Genomic DNA, 19,109 nt, shown 5'->3' with positions numbered 1-19,109 from the left:
GCAAGGTTCCGCAACAGGACGATGGGGAATGAGGTGATGCGCGAAACTTCGAACCGCGTAGCCGCGGACCGCGGCTTGGTGGCGGGTCTGTCCGAAGCCGGGCTCAAGGTAACCCAGCATTTTCCGACGCTCATTTTTTCTCTGGATGTTCCGGGCAGCGAGGACCTGAATGCCCACCTCATCGAGGCGATCTACGCCGAACGAGAACGCGACACAACAGGGGTACGCAAGTCGAACTTCCCGGAGCTGGGGAGTTGGCACAGCCACGTCAAGCTGCACAAGGACGTCACGTTCGCGGGCTTGGTGCAACACGTCGACGGGGTCGCGACCCTGATGTGCCGCGAGCTCGGATATCACACATCCTATCGACTGAAAATCGGCACCATGTGGTCGATAATCAATCCACCGGGTAGCTCGAACCGGGCCCATATCCATCCCGGCTGCCTCTGGAGCGGCGTCTACTACGTCCAGGCTCCCACGAATGCGGGTCGAATCGAGTTCATCGATCCGCGCACCCAGAACCTGATGAGTCCCGCCGAATATATCCCCGACACCAAGCGCCCGCGAAGCTGCTGGACGAAGGTCCGATACAAACCCGTGGCCGGCAGAATGCTGATCTTCCCCGCCTGGCTGTACCATAGCGTGGATCCGAATCGATCCAAGGCCAAGGGGAAGGAAGCCGATCGGATCATCGTGAGCTTCAACCTGTCTCAGGAAAGGCGCAGATAGTAGCACACGATCACCACGACGATACCGTGCCGATCCGAAGCGCGTGCGCCGCTTCTATCCGTGGTTCCGCCGACTTCGGAGCGTGGCGGTGTGGGTCAAGGACAAGGCAGCTCCCATCCACCGCCGGCCGCTCTGTTGACACCCCGTGGCCGTTGACCTATTACCCCGTCTAGAGTGCTGCGAGACAAGTGGCGGCCGCGCACCGGGACCCTTCTTGCCGGCAGCGGCGTACCCCCAGGAGAATCACGCGATCCGAGAGGAGCAGTCCATGGAACGTTTGAAAGGAATGTACATCCCGTTGCCGACGCCGTTCACCGACACCGGCGCGGTGGACGAGAACGCGGTGCTGGCGCTGACGGACTTCTACGTGGAGGCGGGCGTGCACGGCCTGTTCGTGCTCGGCACCTTCGGACAGGGGCCGGCGCTCACGCCGGACGAGCGCAAGCGCACCGCCAGGCTCGTCATCGACCGCGTGGCCGGGCGCATTCCGGTGGTGATCCACGCGGGCACGGCGGACACCCCTACCACCATCGACCTCGCCAAGGACGCCAAGGACAAGGGCGCCGACGTGGTGGGCGTTGTGCCGCCGTACTACTTCGACCATCTCGACGACGAGGTGCTGGATCACTACGTCAAGGTCTACGAGGCCATCCAGTACCCGATGTTCATCTACAACAACGCGGTGAACAGCGGCTATCGCATGACCGCGCCGTGGACCAAGCGGCTGTGCGAGGAGGTGCCCGAGGCCTGCGGCATCAAGATGTCGTTCATCCCGCTGGAGCAGCAGCTCGCCTTCGTGCGCGCGCTGCCGGCGACCTGTTCGGTCTTCTCCGGCTCCGCCACGCTGATCATGCCCGGCACCCTGTGGGGCCTCGCGGGCTCGATTCATCCGTTGACCGTGGCCATTCCCGAGTTGCTGGTGAACCTGTGGGACGCCACCACCACGGGCCGGCTGGAGGAGGCGGTGGAGCTGCAGCGGCGCGTGATCGAGTTCACCGCGGTCATCGGCGACCTGCAGCGGACGGCGGGGCGCTCGGTGCTGCGCGAGTCGCTCAAGCTCCGGGACCTGCCGGTGGTGGACTTCCCGCGCTGGCCCACCAGGGACCTGAACAGCGAGCAGGCCACGCGGCTCAAGAACGCGCTGGCGACGGCGCGCGACTAGACGGGGCGTTCGTTCCCAGCCCCGTGGCGGACTCGGGACAGGCTTGGTGAAGCCGCGGACGAAGTATTGAAACATTGAAACGGGCCATGCAGGACAAGACGCAAGGAGGAGAGCGATGACCCCGAAGGAATGGCGCACGGAGCTGGGCGAGATCGTCAGGGATTACTTCCGCTCCCCGGAGCTGGGGCACTTCTACGATACCCGCGTGACGATGGAGCGGGCGCAGCTCTACCTGTCGCAACTGGGGATCTACGTGCGGCGCCGGCGGGACTACTGGCCGCAGGTGGCCGCCAACTGTCCCGTGTTCGTGGTGAAGCAGCGCATCATGTCCCACGAGTACGAGGAGCTGGTGGAGGACGAGTACTCGGACCACGGCCACCTGGACCTGATCTTCCGGCAGGCACGGGAAGTGGGCCTCAGCGAACAGGAAGTGGTGGACGCCGAGCCGCTGCCCACCACCCGGGCCGCGGTGTTGGGCTGGTTCTGGATCGCGCGCACGCGTCCGTGGCAGGAGGGCCTGGCCGCGTCCACCATCGCCGAGTGGACCAACGACGACCGCCTGCTGGGCGATCTCGGCGGCGGCAACTGCGGCCGGCTCTACGAACGCTGGAGCAAGGACCTGCGGTTCACCGACGAGCAGATGCCCAACTTCACCGCGCACCGGGCCGCGGACGAGAAGCACGCGGAGATGTTCCTCGACATCCTGGAGCGCTACGTTCCCAAGGGCGGCGAGGACGGCGTGTTGCATACCGCCAGGGAGTCCATGGATCTCCACCGGGCCTATTTCGGCGGCATGGCCGCGGCCATGAACCGTCTGCCGTAGGGATCGGCGCTCCTTTCCGGATGACCCGGGGGATTCTCCCATGAAGATGGAGCTCAAGGACCTCAACGAGTCTCTGGCCGAGCACGACCTCTCGGGCTTCTGGAACACGCGCACGCCCGAGCATCAGGACGAGGCCCCTTTTCTGTGGAAGTGGCGCGAGGTCTATCCGTGCCTGATGGACGCCAAGGAGTCCGTTGGGCTGGAGTTGGCGGAGCGCCGGGCCATACGCTTGGTGAACCCGCAGAACCCCACCCGTGCCACCTCCCGGACGTTGCTGTTCACCTTCTCGGTGGTGAACCCCGGCGAGATCGCGCGCCCGCACCGCCACAACATGGCGGCGATTCGCTTCGTGGTGAAGGGAAGCGGCGCGTTCACCCTGGTGGAGGGTGAGCGCTTCCCCATGCACGAGGGGGACCTGATCCTCACCCCCAACTGGACCTGGCACGAGCACCATAACGTGGGGGACGAGCCCATCGTGTGGCTCGACGGTCTCGACGGCCCGCTCATCAACGCGCTCAACGTGCTGTTCTTCGAGAACTACGACGCCGACACCCAGGGCGCGACCCGCGCCGACGGCGACGCGCAAATGCGCTTCGGTTTCGCCCGTCCGCCGGCCCGCCCGGAGTCCCCCGGCCGGGGCCTGCCGTTCCGCTACCGCTGGGAAGACACGGACGCGTCGCTCCACAACATCACCGACGCCGAGGCCGACCCCTTCGACGGCCACCTGGTGCGCTACATCAACCCGGTGACCGGCGGCTACACCATGGCGACCCTGTCGTGCGAGGCGCAGATGCTCAAGCCGGGCTGGACCACCGGCACCCACCGGCACACCAGCACGTCGCTGTACCACGTGTTCCGGGGGCGCGGCCGGACCGCCGTGGGCGAGGGCTACCTGGAGTGGGAGAAGGGCGACTCGTTCATGATCCCCAACTGGCAGTGGCACCGCCACGAGAACCCCTTCGACGAGGAGGCGGTGCTCTTCACCATGAACGACCGGCCGGTGCTGGAAGCGCTGGAACTTTACCGGGAAGAGCAGCGTTCCGGCGGCAACGGCTCCTGACCGAACGCGCGCACGGCGCATCGAATCAAGAACGCGATCCCGACCATGTCCTATCCCGACCTTCAAGAGCACCTGTCCAACCTCGAGGCGGCCGGACTGCTTCTGCGCGTCCGCCACCCCATCAACAAGGACACGGAGATGCACCCGCTGGTGCGCTGGCAGTTCCGCGGCGGCCTGTCCGAGGCGGAGCGCAAGGCGTTTCTGTTCGAGAATGTCGTGGACAGCCACGGACGTACCTACGACATGCCGGTGGCGGTGGCCGCGCTTGCGGCATCGCCGCAAGTCTATTCGGTGGGACTGCAACGCCCGGTGGACGAGATCCCGGATCTCTGGGCGCACGCGCTGGCGAACCCCATCGAGCCCGCCATCGTCGATTCCGGGCCGGTGCACGAGGTGGTGCTCCAGGGCGCGGACCTCGACATCGAGGGCGGCGGGCTGCTGCAGCTTCCGGTGCCCATCTCCACGCCGGGGTTCGACAACGCGCCCTACACCACCTGCTCCCACTGGTTCACCAAGGACCCGGAGACGGGCATTCGCAACCAGGGCAACTACCGCGGGCAGATCAAGAGCCAGAAGCGCGTGGGCATGTACGCCGGAATGCACCAGCACATCTTCCCGCACTGGGACAAGTGCCGCGAGCGCGGCGAGCCGCTGCACGCGGCGCTGGTGGTGGGGGCGCCGCCGGTGGTCTCCTACGGCACCGTGCAGAAGGTGCCGCCGGGGGTGGACGAAATGGGCATCGCCGGCGGCCTGGCGGGGGAGCCCATCCAACTGGTGCGCTGCAAGACCGTGAACATCGAGGTGCCGGCCAACGCCGAGATCGTCATCGAAGGGCTCATCAACACGGACTTCGTGGAGCCCGAGGGTCCCTTCGGCGAGTCCCACGGCTACCTGCACCCGCGCACGGTGTCGCCGTTCATGGAGGTCACCGCCATCACCATGAAGCGCAAGCCCGTGCTGTGCTCGTTCATCAGCCAGGTGACCCCGAGCGAGTCGAGCGTCATCAAGAAGGTGGGCTACGAGCCGCTCTTGCGCCGCTACCTGCGGGACACCGTGGGCATCAAGAGCGTCACCCAGGTGGCCATGCACGAGCCCCTCACCAACCTGCGCAAGCTCGTCATCGTGCAGATGAGCAAGCCCGCGGAAGGGGACGTGTGGCGCGCCCTGAACAGCATCGCCAACTACCAGCACGGCGTCGGCAAGATCGCCATCGCGGTGGACGACGACATCGACCCGCACAACCTGGACGCCGTGTGGTGGGCCATCTGCTACCGTTCCAAGCCGCACGAGGACGTGCTCATCCTGCCGGGGCGGGTCAAGGGCCACTCGCCGCCGTTCGAGGACGAGGGCCACCTGATCACGGCCAAGGAGATGTTCTACCAGCCGGCCACCGACTCCGGCATGCTCATCAACGCCATCCTCAAGGAGCCGTTCCCGCCCATCTCGCTGCCCAAGCGCGAGTTCATGGAGCACGCCCTGGAGCTGTGGAACCGGCTGGAGCTGCCGCCGCTCAAGCCCCAGGCGCCGTGGTACGGCTACTCCCTGGGCCAGTGGGACGACGAGTGGGAAGAAGAGGCGCAGCTCGCCGTGAAGAGCGACTACCTCCAGACCGGCGCCAAGCTGGCCCAGCGCAGGGTCAAGCCCACGTGACGGGCTGTGTCCAAGCACTGCTGGGAGAAGAAGCCCACGTGACAGGCTGTGTCCAAACACTGCTCGGAGAAGAGATGGCAACCACGACCCGAATCGTCATTCCGGCGGAAACGGCTGCGTCAAAACTGGTGGGGCGGCGCCCCTTCGAGTCGTCATTCCCGCGGAAGCGGGAATCCAGGGGCGGTGGCGGGGCACGGCAGCGGCGTTTTTCCGCCTCTCCACCCCTGGATTCCCGCTTCCGCGGGGATGACGACTCGGGGGCTTGGCGCCAATGCCTGTCCGGGCGCCGTTTTGACACCGCCTGGAGAGCGGGAATGACGTTCCGTTACGTAGTTGCCTCTTGAATCTTCACACAGTCTGCTGAATCCTTTCACCATGTCTGATCCCTGCCACCTTCGTCTCGCGTGCCGCAACTACGACGGCACCAACGCCATTCTCCGCGGCGCCCTGACCGCTCCCGGAATCGAGCTGGAGCCGGTGGAACAGGTGAGCGTGCAGGGCATGTTCGCGGCCATGTACCGGGGCGAGTTCGACGTCTCGGAGATGTCCCTGGCCGAGCTGATCTACTACACGTCGCGCAACCAGAACGACTTCATCGGCATACCCGTGTTCCCGTCGCGCATGTTCCGGCACGGCTTCATCGTGGTGCGGCGCGACGCCGGAATCGATACGCCCCAGGACCTCGTGGGCAAGCGCCTGGGCTTCCTGCGCTGGGTGCAGACCGCCGCGGTGTGGATTCGCGGCATGCTGACGGACGAGTACGGCGTGACGCCGAAGAATTCCCAATGGCACGCGGCCTCGCTGCACCACTGGGACGACGGTGTCACCGAGACCTCGGTAAAGCTCCCCGGCGGTGCCGTCATCGAGGTGGTGCAAGGTGAGGGGAACGCCGCCGAGCGCGCCATGCGCGCGTTGCGCGAGGGACGGCTGGACATGCTCGGAGTGACCGAGACGCAGCTCCCGCCGCTGCTGGCCGACCCGGCGCTGAAGCGGCTGTTCGAGGACTACCGGGAGGTGGAGGCGCGGTACTTCACCAAGACCGGCCTTTTCCCCATCATGCACGTGCTCGCGGTCAGGAAGTCGGTGCTGGAGCAACACCCGGACGTCGCGCCGGCTCTTTTCGAGCTGTTCAGTCAGGCGAAGCGGCAGGCGCGGCAGTGGTACGCGAACCTCCCCAGCATGGTGGTGGCCTGGCGCGAGCACGCGCTGGACGAGGAACGCGCGGTGTTCGGCGGCGACCCGTGTCCTTTCGGGCTCGATGCCAACCGCCACGCGATCAACACGTTCATCGAGTACTGCGAGTTCCAGGGCATCTGCGAGCGCAACCTTTCGCCCGAGGAGCTGTTCGCGCCCGACACCTGGGAGCTGACGGAGCAGGAGTAAGAGACGCAACATCCCGATTGAGAGGTGACCGATGGCAAGACCGCAACCGATACGGGACCGGGACCAGGAAGGGAACTTCTTCGACGACCTCCGTCCGTGGCTCGCCCGGGTGGAGGAGATGGGTCAGTTGGAGCGCATCTCCGGCGCCCACTGGGACCTGGAGGTGGGCGCGCTCAACGAGATCATCTGCGAGCGCACGCCGACCCCGCCGGCCCTGCTGTTCGAGGACGTCGTCGGCCACGAGGGCAAGGGCCGCGTCCTCGCCAACATGATGGAAACGATGGAGCGCACGGCGCTCGCTCTCAACCTGCCGCCGGACCTCAGCACCCTCGAGGTCATCGACCGGCTGCGCACGCGCCTGAGCACCCTGGTGCCGGTGGAGCCGCGCGTGCTGGCGACGGGCCCGGTGATGGAGAACCGCCTGACGGGCGACGACATCAACATCCTCGACATTCCGGTGCCGCGCTGGCACTCGGGCGACGGCGGCCGCTACCTGGGTACGGCGCACTTGGTGGTCACGCGGGATCCGGAGACGGGCGAGGAGAACGTGGGCTGCTACCGCGTCATGGTGCACGAGCGCGACAAGCTGGCGCTGTACATCTCGCCGGGCAAGCACGGGCGCATGCACATGGAGAAGACGCTCGCCGCCGGCAAGCCCATGCAGGTGGCCATGGCCTTCGGCCAGCACCCGCTGGTCTTCATGGCCGCGACCCAGGCGGTGCCGCCCGGGCTCAGCGAGTACGCCTGGGCCGGCGGCCTGGTGGGCCAGCCCCTGAGCGTCATCGAGGCGCCCATCACCGGGCTGCGCGTGCCCGCCGCCGCCGAGATCGTGGTGGAAGGGGAGATCATCCCCGGAGACACTCGTCCCGAGGGGCCCTTCGGCGAGTGGACCGGCTACTACGCCAGCGCGCGCCGCGCCGAGCCGGTGGTGCAGTTGAAGGCCATGTACCATCGGGACAACCCGATCCTCACGGGCGCGCCGCCGTTCCGTCCCACCATCCACGGCATGTACCGCTCCATGCTGCGCTCCGCCATGATCTGGAACGGGGTGGAGAAGGGCGGGGTGCCGGACGTGGTGGGCGTGTACGTGCCGCCGCCGGCCCAGCGCTTCATGATCGTCATCGCCATCCGGCAGCGCTACCCGGGCCACGCCAAGCAGGCGGCGATGATGGCCGCCCAGTGCCACGCCGGCGCCTACCTCGGCAGATACGTGGTGGTGGTGGATGACGACGTCGACATCACCAACCTGAACGAGGTGGTGTGGGCCATGTGCACCCGCTCCAACCCCGAGGAGTCCATCGACATCATCCGCCGCACCTGGAGCGGTCCGCTGGACCCCATCATCCCGCGCGACAAGAAGGGGCTCAACTCCCGCGCCATCATCGACGCCACCCGGCCCTTCGAGTGGAAGGACGAGTTCCCGGCGGTGAGCCAGATCGACAAGGACACCCATCAGACCGTGTCCGCCAAGTGGAAGGATGAGCTGGACCGGGTGGTGCGCGGCCATCAACCGTAGGCCGCCTCGCACGCCTGACTTGAGCCTTGACGAAGGGCACGGACGAACGGATGCAAGAACCGGCGCCCGTTCGTCCCGAGCTAAGCCAATTCGAAGCACCTTGGACCGAGAGGAGCCTGCCATGAGCGACGCCATCAAGCTGTACGATTTCTCGACCTCGCCCAACTGCCAGCGCGTGAAGGTGGTGCTGGAGGAGAAGGGCCTTGCCTACGAGACGGTCCCCGTGGACCTGCGCAAGCGCGAGCAGAAGGCGCCCGAGTACCTCGCCATGAACCCCCACGGCAAGGTGCCGGTGCTAGTGGACGGCGACACGGTGCTCTACGAGTCCTGCATCATCAACGAGTACCTGGAGGAGAAGTACCCGGCCCCGGCGCTGTTGCCCGCCGATCCCTCAACGCGCGCGCGGATACGCATCCTCATCGACTACGGCATCGTCCACACCAACGAGAGCCATCAGGCCATCCGCGCCGAGATGGTGAAGCCCGAGGGCGAGCGCGACGCCGATGCGCTGGCCGCGGGCAAGGCCCGTTTCATCGAGGAACTGCACCCGCTGGAAAAGGCGCTCGAAGGCCGTGACTACATGGCCGGCGACTTCTCGCTGCTCGATGCGGCCCACTTCCCGCGGGTCATGCGCCACGTCCAGTGGGGCATCCTGCCCGACCCGAGCCTGCCGCTGCTCAATGCGTGGTACGAGCGCATGACGGCGCGCCCGTCCGTCCGTGCGATCCTCTAAAGAACCTCCGAAGAACTTGGTGCCCGGACAGGACACTAGAATCGTCCTCCTCGGCGTGGGTCACACCAACGCCCACGTCCTCGACATGTGGCGCCGGGAGCCCATCGCGGGCGCCCGGCTGGTGTGCGTCTCGAGCTTCGCCGCGGCCACCTATTCCGGCATGTTGCCCGGCACCCTGTCGGGCCAGTACCCGCCCGGCACGCTGGAGATCGACCTGCGAAGCCTGGCCCAGGCGGCCCGGGCCGAACTGGTGGTGGAGCCGGCCGTGGGCGTGGACGTGGAAGCCCGGACCGTGCTCTTCGAGAAGCACGAACCCGTGCCGTTCGACATCCTGTCGGTGGGCGCCGGCTCTGTGCCCAACCGCGCGGGCATCGCCGCCGCCGCCGGCGCGTGGGTGCCCATCAAGCCCATGCAGACGTTCCTCATTCGCCTGTACGAACGACTCCAGGAACTGACACGGCAGGAACGTAAGGAACTGCGGGTGCTGGTCATCGGCGGCGGCGTCGGTGGCATCGAGATCAGCTTCTGTCTGCCCTCCTACCTGCGCCGCGTGCTGGGTGAGGTGCGCCACGCCATCACGATCATCGACGCCGGAGAACGCATCGGCGGCGGACTATCGCCAAGCGCGCTGCCCCGGGCGGAGGCGCTGCTGAAGGCCCGCGGCGTGGAAGTGTTCACGGGGACCCGTGTCACCCATGTCGATGCGCACGAAGCGGTGTGCGCCGACGGCCGCCGCATTCCCGCGGATCTCGTGATCCTGGCCGCGGGCGCGGCGCCGCCTCCCGTGCTCGGGGACATCGCCTTGCCGAAAGATCGCAAGGGTTTCCTCCTGACCGGCGAGACCCTACAGTCCACCGGCTCGGAGCATGTATTCGCGGTGGGGGACAGCGGCACCATGGCGGATGCCGCCATTCCCAAGGCCGGCGTGTACGCCGTGCGCCAGGGTCCGGTCCTGTGGCGCAACATCGGCGCGCTGGCACGGGGCGAGCCCCTGTCCCCCTACGAGCCACAGCACGATTTCCTGCGACTCCTCAACACCGGCGACGGCAAGGCGCTGATGGACTACAAGGGATGGGCCGTCCACGCCCGCTGGTGCTGGCGCTTCAAGGACTACCTCGACAGCCGTTTCATGGCGCGGTTCCGGGTGATCCGGCGCTGAGAGCCAAGCAATCCCGGCGGGACGTTAGGAGAGACAGAGCAGGGAGAATGGACCGGCTCAAGTTTCGTCAAGGAGCATCAAGCCATGTGGCAAGGGCGGCTAGTTCTGTAGCATGCTGTTTCTGCCTGTCCCGTCGTTCGTCGTCGTCAGGCAGGTTCAGGAAGATGTCAACGTGGTACACATTGTCTTCCTTGGGGGTTGCCCTTACCGATCGTCCGCTGGAAGCAGCCTCTCTTACTTCCAGGGTTGCCCAGCCGTAGAAGTCCTGTTGAGGGGTCCTGCTTCGTCCCGTTTCTTTTGACAATGTGGCCAAGTCAGTCGGCGAGGCGTGGTCCATCCGATCCATTGAGATCGAGTCGGCCGCCGGTTTCTCGAGGAAGATATCAGGAACGACGATGCCTCGTCGGCCTCGCTTCGCCCTGCTGCTCGAGAAAACGCTTCTGCCTATCGTTTCGGCATCGTTGAGTTCTGGAAGGCTCACGTTAAGGTGCTTGCCAGTCGTCGTAGCTGTTCCCTTACGAAATCGTCAGGGAGTTCGGAGGCATCTTCATACCGGGCGCGACGATTCTTCCCGTTGACGTATGAGAAACAGGCGGCCTGCCCATCGTTCGCCACCACGATAAAGACGGCAGACCTTGCAGCAGGTGGCTTGAAATAAAGTGCGATCTCGCCGTCTTCGGTAGGATACACGGTCGGAATAACGGTCTGGGTTGCCAACGCGAAGAGAATTCTCCTCGCTTGGTCCTTGGTGCGGGAAATAATCTCCGGCAGAGACTCCGCCGCGACCTCTCGGTCTATGTCGTTCAACTCCGCCAACGCCGTCTCGAGCCACTCTCCGCTTTGCGCGTGTTCTAGAGTCCGGAGAAACGAGCTGCAGGTATCGGTTGGCCTTTCACCCAAGGTCAATGCCCTCAACAATAGCGGCGGCAGCGACGAATTGTACGGTCGAGTCGCCGACTGCTTCCTCAGAGGCGTTTCTTGCCTCTCGCTGAGGTATTCTCTTTCCGCCTGCTCAATGCTGAACCTAGGGACATCGTGTCCCAGACTGCGGGCCTGGAGGGTCATGCCGGGTTATCTCCGAGAAACGTCAATCCTGTGGCCTGATTCGCTAGGTTGTTAAGCCGACGCCATAGCTGCGCTTGTTCGTCAAACGAAGTCAACTTCTGTGACGTTATGAGTATCGTTGTTGTGATGAAGAGACCGTCGGGAAGGACTACGGACTTTTCAACTGTCCGCTGCAACGACCAACGACCGTGATTGTCCGAGAAGATGACCTTGGCGGCTGGGCTGTATTCAATACCTACCTCGGTGGCCGCTGTGTCGGTCGGCTTCTTCCATGCAAATTCCGACAAGTAGGCGTTGACAAGCCCGTTTTCAGCCAATGGGACGTGCTCACTGGAATTGATCGAGACATGGTCCCTTGCATAGCAGCCAAGGTCTCGCGACAGGATGTCAATTGATTGTCGGACAATCTCCTCGACAGTAGGATAGTCACCTTCCGTTAGACTCCCGAAGTTCAACTCCAGGGTTGCCGGCCGGAGAACAATCGTGCTCCCTCCTCCGAATATCCGGTACGTGCATCGGGATTCCCCAAGCTCCGTCGAATCGTTGGTGGAGAAGTCGTGGGGCCGAACGGTGAGAGAGTCTCCCAGTTGCCGGGCTACTGAATCCATGAAGGCAGTCCGTGCTGAGACCCAGTCGGTGATGAACGGAGACAGTTCAAAGCTGATGAAGAGATTCTCTCGCTGCGGCTTCTGTATCTGTATCTCCATTGAACCAGTCAATTATACCATGAGGAAGGCCTTTGCCAGTCATTGGTGCCGTTCCCCGATGGGCTGGCATCCTTCAACAGGAGGCTGCCGCCTCTACCCCAAACTTGCCGATACGGCCTTTCATCTTCGCTGGCAGGAACCGGTTGCTGGAAGCCTCACACCGCGGGCTGCGCCCGGTATCGTTGCACATGGATCCGGTCCTGGCGCTTGCGTACCTGCACGAGATCATAGGTACTCTGGCGTCGAAGCCAGAACTCGGCATTCGACCACCCCACCTTCTCAAGCCGGAGCGCCATCTCCGGAGAGATTGCCGCGTGGCCGTTAAGAACCCGGGACAAGGTGTGCCGGGCGACGCCCAGCACCCGCGCCGCTTCGGTCACGCTCAAACCGAGCGGTTCCAGACAGTTCTCGCGGATGCTGCGTCCAGGATGCGGAGGATCGATCATCGCCATGCTCATGCCTCCCATTAGTGGTAGTCGGTCAGGTCGACGTCGTAAGCGTCGCCGTCCTCGATGCGAAATGTCAGTCGCCAGTTTCCAGAGATCGAGATGCTCCAGTACCCCTTGAGATCGCCCTTCAGCGGGTGAAGCCGGTACCCGGGCAGATCGAGGTCCGAAGGCCTGCAGGCATCGTCGAGATCGGCCAGCGCCAGCGCGACACGGTCCGAGAGATCGGACCCCACCCTGCTCACATCTCCCCGCTCATACATCCGCCTGAGCCCTCGATGCCGAAAGCTTCGGATCATGGCACTCTGTACCGCATACCGGTACACATATCAATCGGAAGACTTAATTCCACGCACAGTGAACCGCCCCGGGTTTCCCGGAGATTCTATTCTTTGAGAGGATGGGGTCATGAACAAGTCAACGAGGTACTCTGGTCTTACCCGGGTTTGGTGGACATCTGATAAGAGGCGAAGAAGGCCTCGGAGGTGACGACCATGACTCGGAAGAGACGGAAGTCTTCGAAGGAGTTCAAGCTCGAAACGGTCAAGCTGGTCAAGGAAGGACCGCGCTCGGTGGGAGAGGTGGCGCGTGATCTGGACTTGACGGAATCGGCGGTACGCAACTGGGTGCGCCAGTTCAACGTGGACGCGGGTATGCGCGAGGGCGTGAGCACGGGCGAGCTCGAGGAGCTACGCGAGCTGCGGTCGGAGAACCGGCAGCTACGGATGTAGCGCGACATTCTAGTCATCGCAGATCACCTCGTCGATCGTTCCGTTTGCCAGCATCGCTTCAAGGCCGGCCACGTCTATTCCGAGCATCTCGTCCGCCAGCGCCCGCACGGCTCTGAGTTCGCGCCGCCGAAGGTTCTCCCGGTCGCTCTTCGCAAACCCGTGGACAAAGAACGCGCGTTCGCCCCGCCGCAGCGCCAGGATGGCGCGCACGCCCCCGGACCTGCCTTGGCTCGGACGGGCGACGCGGTGCTTGATCACGCCGCCGCCGAGGTCGGCGTCGACCAATCCCTTGGCGGTCCGCTCCACGGGATCGCACAGCGCACGATTCCCGATCCCTTCGTTTCGCGCGCCACTTCCTCAGGAGGTTTGGCCACCAGCACAGATTGGGTGTCATATTTTGCCACCCTATGGTAATCTTGGCGTAACCAAAGCGGAGGTTTAGATATGCCCGCAGCTCATGCCCGAAATGTTGCACTCACTCCCCATCTCGCGCAATTCGTCGACGACCTGATCGCTGAAGGAGCTTATAACAACGCCAGCGAGGTGGTTCGGGACGGTCTCCGTGAACTGCAGCGCCGGAAATATCGGGATCAGTTGACCGAGATTCGAGCTCGGATCGGTGTCGGCCTCGATCAACTCGACCGAGGGGAAGGTCGGAGCGGCGATCCCACGGGTGTCATCGGAGGCATTCTCCGGGAGGCGAAAGAGACGCGGCGCCGCAATACATGAAGACGGTCGTATACGCGCCAGTTGCGCTTGCCCGGCTGACCGACATATTCGCTTACACCATTGAGCGGTTTGGAGCTGCGCAAGCCGACGCCTACGCGGCTCGGTTGACTCGACGACTTACCGACTTGGCTCTGGGACGAGGCGTGGCGGCACGGCCCTGCGAACGCCTCATGCGTGACATACGGGAAGCCACTGGACTAACCTATATCCGCGAGGGGTCACATTACTTGATTCTGCGCGAAAGGCGAGAGACGCTCGAGCTCGTTGAGGTCATCCATGAGCGAATGAATATCGAAGCGCATCTGGGGCGGCTGCTTGAGGAGGATCCGCCATAGTTCCGGAAGACCATTCTTTGGATCTTTTGTCGGACTTATCGGTTAGGCCTATCCCCATCCCGGGTACCATCCCACCAGCTCCACTGACCCGCGCGGTCGCCCTTCAGCGGATGCAGCCGGAAGCCAGGCGCGTCGGCCTGATTTGTGACGCACACTCGGTTGCTTCCCCGCTACCGCCTCTCGTACTGCTTCGCCCCGTACATGATCTCCCGCGCCTTGTCGTCCATGGGGGTGACGGGGACGTCGGCCATGACCTGGAGGCCGCGCTGCACGCCGGGGCGGGCGGTGACGGCTTCGAACCAGCGCTGGACGTGGGGGAAGTCGTCCAGGTTCTGGCCCTGCTTCTCGTGACCTTGCAGCCAGGGGTAGCAGGCGATGTCGGCGATGGAGTAGTCGCCGGCCAGGTACTCGTGGTCCGCCAGGCGCGTGTTCATGACGCCGTAGAGGCGTCCGGCCTCGTTGGTGTAGCGCCGGACGCCGTACTCGTTGTCGGGTGCCTGGCCGCGGAAGTGGTTGGCCTGCCCCAGCATCGGCCCGATACCGCCCATTTGGAACATGAGCCACTGGATCACCGCGTAGCGGCGCTCCACGTCGTTGGGCATGAGCTTGCCGGTCTTCTCCGCCAAGTACATGAGGATGGCCCCCGATTCGAACACCGGGTAGGGCTTCCCGCCCGGGCCATCCTGGTCGACGATGGCGGGGATCTTGTTGTTGGGGCTGATCTTCAGGAACTCCGGCTCGAACTGGTCGCCCTTGCGGATGTCGATGGGGTGGAGGCGGTATTCGAGTTCCAGTTCCTCCAGCACGATGTGCAGCTTGCGGCCGTTGCTGGTCCGCCACGAGTATGCGTCGATCATGTCCACTACTCCCTTTCCCCGGTCCGCAGCCTTCGTTCCCAATCGTGCTCGCGGTCGGTGACCATGTGCTCCATGCGCCGTATACGGCGGTCGAGTTGGCCGAAGGTGCGACGCAGGCGATTCAGCGCCATGGTGCGCGAGTGCGCGTAGCTGTTGTAGAAGTCCTGTTCTCCCTCCGTCCGCAAGGGCAGCACGGGCTCCGGCTTCAGGACCAGGGCGGCCAGCAGGTAGAGACCTGCGAACGGCCAGAATCCGGTGCTGATCAGCAGCACGACGGCGATTACGCGGATCCACAACACCCGCACGTCCAGGTATTCCGCGAGACCGCGGCACACACCCAGGATCACGCCGCGCCGCGAGCGGTAGATGCGGGCAGTCCTCGAATAGCCTTGAATCATGGGCTTCTGTCCTTTCTGTCGAGTAGAATGGTCTCCAGGGATTCCACGCGATCTTCCAGCCGGCTCATCCCCTGGTAGAGCTCTTGCATCAATTGGGCCTCATCGCCGCTGCCTCCGTTGCCGCGGAGCGACTTGATCGCCCATACCACCATGACAATCAAGGCCGCGCCCAGGATCAAGAGGATCCCAAGCGCGCCCAACACTATTCCCACGATGCCTTCCGGTGTCATCCTCGCTCACCTCACGCGCTTCAGCGGCACACACCGCCGCCGCCTCTCAGGCATCGGACCGCCCGGCGGCATCCTTGAGCGCCCGCAGTTCGGCTTCGATCTCGTCGTCCTGTCCGAGGCGGGCGAACTCTTCATCGAGATCGGGCTTCCGCGCGAAGTTGACCAGGTCGGCCTCGGCCTCCATGCGCTCGATACGGTTCTCGAACTGCTCGAAACGCAGCATGGTGTCGGCGCTGCCCATCTTGCGCACCCCGGTCTGGGCGCGCTTCCGCTCGTGCGCCTGAATGTGGCGCTGTACCAGGATGCGTTGCTTTTCCTTCGCGTTCGCCAGCTTGTCTTCCAACTGGGCCATGTCCGACTGGTATTGTTCAATGATGGCGGCACACTGGATCGCCTCGTCCTCCAGGGTCTCGGAGCGCTCCCGATAGCGCCGCTTCTCCATCAGCGCCTCCCGCGCCAGGTCTTCACGTCCCTTGTCCACGGCGAGCCTGGCCTTGTCCGCCCACTGTTCGTGGCGCCGGCGCGTTTCATCGAGCTCGCGCTCGACCTTCTTGCGCGTCGCCATCGCCTGGGCGCAAGCCACCTTGATCTCGACCAGTGTGTCCTCCATCTCCTGGATCATCAGGCGGATGAGCTTTTCCGGATCCTCTGCCTTGTCCAGCATCGAGTTGATGTTCGAGCTGATGATGTCGCTCAAGCGTGTAAAGATTCCCATTCGACTTCCTCCCTTGGGATTCGCGGGAAACGTGTTCGTCCCGCTGTGTCTTGGAGAAAGCACAAAGAGTGCCAACCGGGGATCAGGTTTCCAAGCTGCTGTTTTCTTTGAGTTTTAGTTTATTGCGCCGCTTCGTGGTGTTGGTGAATAATACCCAGTATTGGTTCATACAGCCACTATATGGTATCATTCACCATCCATGGGAGGGTCCATGCCCGAATCCTACACGGAGCCGCTGGGACAGTCCAACGCCTTTCTGGACTTTCAGGAAACGCTGTCCCGTGCCGCCAACGTCGATCGTCCGATCCTGTTGATCGGTGAACGCGGTACCGGCAAGGAACTGGCCGCGGCCAAGCTGCACTATCTGTCACAGCGTTGGCGCGGGCCGCTCGTTGCCCTGAACTGCGCGGCGTTGGCGCCGACGCTGCTGGAGTCGGAGCTGTTCGGCCACGAGGAGGGCGCTTTCACCGGCGCGCATCAACGGCGCACCGGACGCTTCGAGGCGGCAACGGAGGGGACCCTCTTCCTGGATGAAATCGCTCAGACCCCCACGGAGGTCCAGGAGAAGATCCTTCGGGTGGTGGAGTACGGCAGTTTCGAAAGGGTGGGATCTTCGCAACCGGTCCAAGTGGACACGAGAATCATCGGCGCGACCAACGCGGACCTGCCCTCGCTGGCCCGCCAGGGCGGTTTCAAGCTTGACCTGCTCGACAGGCTGTCGTTCGACGTCCTCTTCGTACCACCGTTGCGCCGTCGCGGAGAGGACATCCTGTTGCTGGCCAACCACTTTGCCGCGCGCATGGCGCATGAGCTGGGCCGGGAGGCTCTCCCCCAATTCAGCCGTCGCGCGGTGGCGCAAATGGAGAGCTACGCCTGGCCCGGCAACGTGCGAGAGCTCAGGAACGTGGTGGAGCGCGCGGTGTATCGCTCCTATACGGCCACCATCGACGAGCTCGTCTTCGATCCTTTCGTTTCGCCTTTCGGCACGGGCGCGAGCGAGGGCATCGAGGCGCCGGCGCCGGTGCCGGCCCCCCCGGCGCGGGTCCCCGAAGAGCCGGACAGGTCTCTCGAGGAGGCGGTGAGAGAGCTGGAGGTGCGAATGATCCGCGAGAGCCTTGCGGAGGCGCGCTACAACCAGCGCGACGCGGCAAGGGCGCTCGGTCTGACCTACCATCAGTTCCGGGGCCGGTGGCGAAAGTACCGCGACGAGTTGGCCGCCGAGGATGACTGAGACGGGGGACGGATTCCCAGGCACACCGCCGCCCCCGCGAACGCCATGACGAGACACGCCAGGAACATCCCGCCGTACGAGCCGGTGGCGTCGTGGACGAGGCCTCCCGAAAGGGCGCCGAGCGCCCCGCCGGTGTGGTGCATCCAGAGGATCGCGCCGGTGATCAGGCCGATGTGCCGGACCCCGAAGTAGTCGCCGGTCATGGCCGCGGCCAGGGGAGCGGTGGCCATCAGCGTGAAGCCCATCAACAGCGCGGCCGTGAATATCGCCGGTTCCGCGGACGAGAACGCCAGCAACCCGAAGCAGACTATGCGCAGGAGGAACATGAAGGACAGCGGCGGGCCGTGTCCGAGCTTCACCGTGAGCGCCGGGAACGCGAGGACGCCGGCCATGCTGAACAGCCCGGCGAGCCCCTGGATGTTGGAGGCGTGCTGGCTCGTCAGGCCGGCGTCCGTGGCGAAGGGGATGAACTGGGTCACGAAGAAGAAGTCCTGAAAGCCGCACAGCCCGTAGGCCAGGACGATGAAGAAGAAGGTCCGCGAAAGGAACGCTTCCCGCGGCGGCAGGTCCGGGGCGAGGGTGTGGCGTTCGCCCGCGACGGCGCCGCCCCGTTTGTAGGGCGCCAGGCCCATGTCGGCGGGCTCCTTCTTCATGAGCGTCAGCGCCACCGGCACCACCACCGCGGACACCAGGACGCCCAGGCCGACCCACGAGCCGCGCCAGCCGAAGCGCGCCTGGGAGTAGGCCAGGGCGGGGATGACGGCGAAGTGCCCGAAGGACGTGCCCGTGACCGCGATGCCGCCGATGACGCCGCGCAGGCTCAGGAACCAGCGGGAAACCGTGGACGACACCACGCCGATGGTGATCCCGGATACGCCCACCGCCGTGACGACGCCGTAGTAGAAGTAGAGTTCCGGGATGGAGTTGGTGCGGGAGGTGAGGAAGATGCCCGCGGAAGCCAGCAGTGCCGAGACGGAAAAAAGCAGGCGCGGCCCGTAACGGTCCAGCATCCTCCCCGCCATCATCTGGCCGAAGCCGAACACGAACATGTTCAGGGTGTAGGCGAAGGTGATGGCGCCCCGGTCCCAGCCGAACTCCGCCGCCAGCGGCTTCACCAGCACGCCGAAAGAGAAGCGCACGCCGCCGTCCACCACCAGAATGAGGAAACCTCCGAGGAGGATGATCCAGCCGTAGAAGAACGTGGACTGGAACCCGGCCGGGGCCGGCGTAGGCGGTGGGGTTTGCACCAGATGAACTAGTGTCCTGCGTCACAAATAGCTTGATGAAACCGCGAGGGCATTTTTGTCGTCGGCAAGGCGCGATGACTTGTAGGGGCGACCTGCGGTCGCCCCCCAGTGGCGGGCACCACGCGAGGAAGACCCCGGGTCAAGGCCCGGGGTGACGTAACGCAGCCGACGGCGAAAAGGACCCGCGGTTTCATCAAGCTATT

General features: G+C 64.6%; 23 protein-coding genes and 1 pseudogene. 13 read left to right on the top strand and 11 right to left on the bottom strand.

Annotation, left to right across the window (positions count from 1 at the left end):
- The first annotated feature begins 36 nt into the window (after positions 1–36).
- The 9 genes from OXF11_09295 (at position 37) to OXF11_09255 (ending at position 10,215) form a co-directional block, all read left to right on the top strand.
- The gene (locus tag OXF11_09295; GenBank protein MCY4487294.1) at positions 37–729 is read left to right on the top strand and encodes a TIGR02466 family protein; all 693 of its coding nucleotides are present in this window, start codon (positions 37–39) and stop codon (positions 727–729) included.
- A gap of 268 nt (positions 730–997) precedes the next feature.
- Positions 998–1,891, top strand: coding sequence for a dihydrodipicolinate synthase family protein (locus OXF11_09290; protein ID MCY4487293.1), 894 nt, complete (start codon positions 998–1,000; stop codon positions 1,889–1,891).
- A gap of 115 nt (positions 1,892–2,006) precedes the next feature.
- Positions 2,007–2,714: an iron-containing redox enzyme family protein gene (locus OXF11_09285; GenBank protein ID MCY4487292.1), complete on the top strand. Its 708-nt coding sequence runs from the start codon at positions 2,007–2,009 to the stop codon at positions 2,712–2,714.
- A gap of 40 nt (positions 2,715–2,754) precedes the next feature.
- Entirely contained in the window at positions 2,755–3,774 is a 1,020-nt protein-coding gene (locus OXF11_09280; protein ID MCY4487291.1) for a cupin domain-containing protein, read from the top strand.
- A gap of 45 nt (positions 3,775–3,819) precedes the next feature.
- Positions 3,820–5,424: a UbiD family decarboxylase gene (locus tag OXF11_09275; GenBank protein ID MCY4487290.1), complete on the top strand. Its 1,605-nt coding sequence runs from the start codon at positions 3,820–3,822 to the stop codon at positions 5,422–5,424.
- A 375-nt stretch (positions 5,425–5,799) separates the two neighbouring features.
- Complete coding sequence (locus tag OXF11_09270; GenBank protein MCY4487289.1) at positions 5,800–6,807, top strand: hypothetical protein; 1,008 nt, start codon at positions 5,800–5,802, stop codon at positions 6,805–6,807.
- 31 nt (positions 6,808–6,838) lie between these two features.
- Positions 6,839–8,323 carry a UbiD family decarboxylase gene (locus OXF11_09265; protein MCY4487288.1) on the top strand — a complete coding sequence of 495 codons (1,485 nt, stop codon included), beginning with the start codon at positions 6,839–6,841 and terminating at the stop codon, positions 8,321–8,323.
- 121 nt (positions 8,324–8,444) lie between these two features.
- Complete coding sequence (locus tag OXF11_09260; GenBank protein ID MCY4487287.1) at positions 8,445–9,056, top strand: glutathione S-transferase family protein; 612 nt, start codon at positions 8,445–8,447, stop codon at positions 9,054–9,056.
- Positions 9,057–9,075: 19 nt separating this feature from the next.
- On the top strand, positions 9,076–10,215 hold the full coding sequence (locus OXF11_09255; protein MCY4487286.1) for an FAD-dependent oxidoreductase: 1,140 nt from the start codon (positions 9,076–9,078) through the stop codon (positions 10,213–10,215).
- 67 nt (positions 10,216–10,282) lie between these two features.
- Here the strand turns inward: OXF11_09255 and OXF11_09250 are convergent, their stop codons facing one another.
- From OXF11_09250 to OXF11_09230, 5 genes are all read right to left on the bottom strand, one after another.
- Complete coding sequence (locus OXF11_09250; GenBank protein MCY4487285.1) at positions 10,283–10,696, bottom strand: hypothetical protein; 414 nt, start codon at positions 10,694–10,696, stop codon at positions 10,283–10,285.
- Positions 10,693–11,280 carry a hypothetical protein gene (locus OXF11_09245; protein ID MCY4487284.1) on the bottom strand — a complete coding sequence of 196 codons (588 nt, stop codon included), beginning with the start codon at positions 11,278–11,280 and terminating at the stop codon, positions 10,693–10,695. Before OXF11_09245 ends, OXF11_09250 begins: the two co-directional genes overlap by 4 nt.
- Positions 11,277–11,987 (bottom strand): hypothetical protein, encoded by a 711-nt coding sequence (locus OXF11_09240; GenBank protein ID MCY4487283.1) that lies wholly within the window; start codon positions 11,985–11,987, stop codon positions 11,277–11,279. Before OXF11_09240 ends, OXF11_09245 begins: the two co-directional genes overlap by 4 nt.
- Positions 11,988–12,142: 155 nt before the next feature.
- Positions 12,143–12,439 (bottom strand): HigA family addiction module antitoxin, encoded by a 297-nt coding sequence (locus tag OXF11_09235; protein MCY4487282.1) that lies wholly within the window; start codon positions 12,437–12,439, stop codon positions 12,143–12,145.
- A 14-nt stretch (positions 12,440–12,453) separates the two neighbouring features.
- Positions 12,454–12,732, bottom strand: a complete 279-nt coding sequence (locus OXF11_09230; protein ID MCY4487281.1) for a type II toxin-antitoxin system RelE/ParE family toxin — start codon at positions 12,730–12,732, stop codon at positions 12,454–12,456.
- A gap of 195 nt (positions 12,733–12,927) precedes the next feature.
- Between OXF11_09230 and OXF11_09225 the strand changes: the two genes are divergently transcribed.
- Positions 12,928–13,164 (top strand): transposase, encoded by a 237-nt coding sequence (locus OXF11_09225; GenBank protein ID MCY4487280.1) that lies wholly within the window; start codon positions 12,928–12,930, stop codon positions 13,162–13,164.
- A gap of 9 nt (positions 13,165–13,173) precedes the next feature.
- On the opposite strand, the pseudogene OXF11_09220 reads toward OXF11_09225, so the two are convergent.
- Positions 13,174–13,500 (bottom strand): annotated as a pseudogene (locus OXF11_09220) (type II toxin-antitoxin system RelE/ParE family toxin).
- Between the two features lie 108 nt (positions 13,501–13,608).
- Between OXF11_09220 and OXF11_09215 the strand changes: the two are divergent.
- Both OXF11_09215 and OXF11_09210 read left to right on the top strand, forming a co-directional pair.
- Complete coding sequence (locus OXF11_09215; protein MCY4487279.1) at positions 13,609–13,893, top strand: type II toxin-antitoxin system ParD family antitoxin; 285 nt, start codon at positions 13,609–13,611, stop codon at positions 13,891–13,893.
- The gene (locus OXF11_09210) at positions 13,890–14,228 is read left to right on the top strand and encodes a type II toxin-antitoxin system RelE/ParE family toxin (protein ID MCY4487278.1); all 339 of its coding nucleotides are present in this window, start codon (positions 13,890–13,892) and stop codon (positions 14,226–14,228) included. The genes OXF11_09215 and OXF11_09210 overlap by 4 nt, the downstream gene beginning before the upstream one ends.
- A gap of 170 nt (positions 14,229–14,398) precedes the next feature.
- Here OXF11_09210 and OXF11_09205 read toward each other — a convergent pair whose 3' ends face one another.
- The 4 genes from OXF11_09205 to pspA all read right to left on the bottom strand — a co-directional run bounded on the left by OXF11_09205 (position 14,399) and on the right by pspA (position 16,428).
- Positions 14,399–15,085 carry a glutathione S-transferase family protein gene (locus OXF11_09205; GenBank protein ID MCY4487277.1) on the bottom strand — a complete coding sequence of 229 codons (687 nt, stop codon included), beginning with the start codon at positions 15,083–15,085 and terminating at the stop codon, positions 14,399–14,401.
- 5 nt (positions 15,086–15,090) lie between these two features.
- On the bottom strand, positions 15,091–15,483 hold the full coding sequence (locus OXF11_09200) for a PspC domain-containing protein (GenBank protein ID MCY4487276.1): 393 nt from the start codon (positions 15,481–15,483) through the stop codon (positions 15,091–15,093).
- The gene (locus OXF11_09195; protein MCY4487275.1) at positions 15,480–15,695 is read right to left on the bottom strand and encodes a hypothetical protein; all 216 of its coding nucleotides are present in this window, start codon (positions 15,693–15,695) and stop codon (positions 15,480–15,482) included. Before OXF11_09195 ends, OXF11_09200 begins: the two co-directional genes overlap by 4 nt.
- Before the next feature lie 64 nt (positions 15,696–15,759).
- Positions 15,760–16,428 (bottom strand): phage shock protein PspA, encoded by a 669-nt coding sequence (gene pspA, locus OXF11_09190; protein ID MCY4487274.1) that lies wholly within the window; start codon positions 16,426–16,428, stop codon positions 15,760–15,762.
- Between the two features lie 211 nt (positions 16,429–16,639).
- On the opposite strand from pspA, the gene pspF reads away from it, so the two are divergent.
- Complete coding sequence (gene pspF / locus OXF11_09185; protein ID MCY4487273.1) at positions 16,640–17,659, top strand: phage shock protein operon transcriptional activator; 1,020 nt, start codon at positions 16,640–16,642, stop codon at positions 17,657–17,659.
- Here pspF and OXF11_09180 read toward each other — a convergent pair.
- Positions 17,602–18,906: an MFS transporter gene (locus OXF11_09180; GenBank protein MCY4487272.1), complete on the bottom strand. Its 1,305-nt coding sequence runs from the start codon at positions 18,904–18,906 to the stop codon at positions 17,602–17,604. The two genes, pspF and OXF11_09180, sit on opposite strands and share 58 nt — an antisense overlap.
- Positions 18,907–19,109: the final 203 nt, after the last annotated feature.

The sequence above is a fragment of the Deltaproteobacteria bacterium genome, from assembly GCA_026712905.1.
Classification (GTDB): domain Bacteria; phylum Desulfobacterota; class Binatia; order UBA9968; family JAJDTQ01; genus JAJDTQ01.
The sequence above is the reverse complement of the archived record's forward strand: the minus strand, read 5'-3'. Positions and strand labels throughout refer to the sequence as shown.